The sequence below is a fragment of the Arthrobacter sp. H14 genome (genome assembly GCF_000520495.1).
Classification (GTDB): Bacteria; Actinomycetota; Actinomycetes; order Actinomycetales; family Micrococcaceae; genus Arthrobacter_C.
The window spans coordinates 35182-37042 of the sequence record NZ_KI914653.1; the positions used below are offsets into that span (position 1 = coordinate 35182).

Here is a 1861-nt window from a genome sequence, read left to right on the forward strand (position 1 = left end):
CGCCGGCGGCTGGCGCTCCAGCGTCGGCGCCAGCGTGTTGCGTGCCCTCGGCCACACCACCGTCAGCGACCTGGCCGGCGGCTACAGCGCCTGGGCCGATGTGAACGTTCCTGCCAACGCCTAAGGAACCCACCAAAACCATCGCAGAAAGGTAATACCGCCATGTCTGAAATCACCACCAAAGAGGCCAACGAACGGCGCAACTCCGCAACCATCGTGGACGTGCGTGAATCTGAGGAAGTCGCAGACGGCGTCATCCCCGGGGCGGTACACATTCCGCTGGGACAACTCGGAGGCCGCACCGGAGAGCTCGACGCCGGCCGGCCGGTCATCACCGTCTGCGCCGGCGGCGGCAGAAGCGCCCGCGCCGCAGCGGACCTGCTGGTCGCAGGCCTTTGCGCCGACACGATGGCCGGCGGCATGAGCGCCTGGACGGCCGAAGGCCGCCCCGTACACAAACCCTGAAACACCCCGCAACACCAAGCACGCCTCCGCCGCCGGCACCGGCCTGCAGCGGAGGCGTAACAACACGAAAGCGACCACATGAACCCTTCAACAACCACCGGACCCGACGTCACCACCGTGGACGCGGAAACCCTCCGCTCGTGGACCGACACACACAGTGAGCTGATCATCCTGGATGTGCGCAGCGGAGCCGAATTCGAATCCATGCATATCCGCGGCTCCTACAACGTGCCACTGCCGCTGCTCTCCGAACACGCCGATGAACTCACCGAACGGCTCGGTCAACGCGTCGTGTTGGTGTGCCAGTCCGGCGTCCGCGCCGAACAGGCCCGTCAACGTCTCGGCGGCGCCGGCATCGAAACCGCCCACGTCCTCACCGGCGGCGTCCCGGCATTCGCCGCTGCCGGAGGCGACGTCGTCCGCGGCGCCCAGCGCTGGGACCTGGAGCGCCAGGTCCGCCTGGTGGCAGGCTCCCTCGTCATCACCGGACTTGCCGGTGGTAAATTCCTCTCACCGAAATTCCGCATCCTCGCCGGAACCATCGGCACCGGACTGACCTTCTCCGCCGCGACCAACACCTGCGCCATGGGCAAAGCACTGGCCGCCATGCCCTGGAACCGGACCGCAGCAGAACCGACCCGCGAAGCAGCCATCCTGCAACTGCCGGTTCAAGAGGCCAGCGGCGAGAAGTCCCTGGCATCATGATCGCCGCCGCCCTGGCGCTGGGGTTGCTGGTCGGCGCCGTACTCGGCCTGGTCGGGGCCGGCGGTTCCATCATCGCCGTGCCCGCCCTGGTCTACGGAGTGGGACTGAGCACCCACGAAGCGATCCCCACCTCCCTGCTCGTCGTCGGAGCCTCCTCCATCGCCGCCGTGATCCCGCGCATCCGCACAGGTATCAGCTGGCGCATTGCACTACTGGTCGGGGCCGCCGGCATTCCAGCGGCATGGGCCGGAGCCGCGGCCGGCCGGCTCCTGAACGAAGACATGCTGCTGCTGGCCTTCGCCGTCATCATGGTCGCCGCCGGCATCCGCATGCTCTCCCGCACCAAAGAAACAGCCGGCGGCTGCGACACCGGCGGGAAATCTTTCACCCGCGGCTGCCTGACTAAATCCTTGGCGGTGGGCTTGGGGATCGGGTTCCTGACCGGGCTGCTCGGCGTCGGCGGAGGTTTTCTCATCGTCCCCGCACTGACGATCTTCCTGGGTTTGTCCATGGCCCAGGCCGTCGGAACATCACTGGTCATCATAGCGATCAACTCCGCAGCTGGCTTCAGCGCCCACGCCACAGGATTCACCATCGACTGGGCCACCACACTGGCTTTCGCCATACCCGCGATCGCCGGGTCACTCACCGCCGCGCGCGTGGCGCACAAACTCAACAACAAACACGTTCG

3 protein-coding genes are annotated in these 1861 nt (G+C 67.0%); all 3 read left to right on the forward strand.

Annotated elements, in window-relative coordinates; genetic code table 11:
• Positions 1-162: 162 nt before the first annotated feature.
• The gene (locus Y707_RS0111410) at positions 163-465 is read left to right on the forward strand and encodes a rhodanese-like domain-containing protein (protein ID WP_026535184.1); all 303 of its coding nucleotides are present in this window, start codon (positions 163-165) and stop codon (positions 463-465) included.
• A 78-nt stretch (positions 466-543) separates the two neighbouring features.
• A complete protein-coding gene (locus tag Y707_RS0111415) occupies positions 544-1170 on the forward strand; it encodes a rhodanese-like domain-containing protein (RefSeq protein WP_026535185.1) in 627 nt (208 codons plus the stop codon).
• A partial coding sequence (locus Y707_RS31460) for a sulfite exporter TauE/SafE family protein (RefSeq protein ID WP_035781399.1) occupies positions 1167-1861 on the forward strand: 695 nt, incomplete at its 3' end. The genes Y707_RS0111415 and Y707_RS31460, both read left to right, overlap by 4 nt.

Coding starts and splice junctions, on each gene's coding strand:
- Y707_RS0111415 (WP_026535185.1), top strand. CDS start 544: ATGAACCCTTCAACAACCACCGGACCCGACGTCACCACCGTGGACGCG.
- Y707_RS0111410 (WP_026535184.1), top strand. CDS start 163: ATGTCTGAAATCACCACCAAAGAGGCCAACGAACGGCGCAACTCCGCA.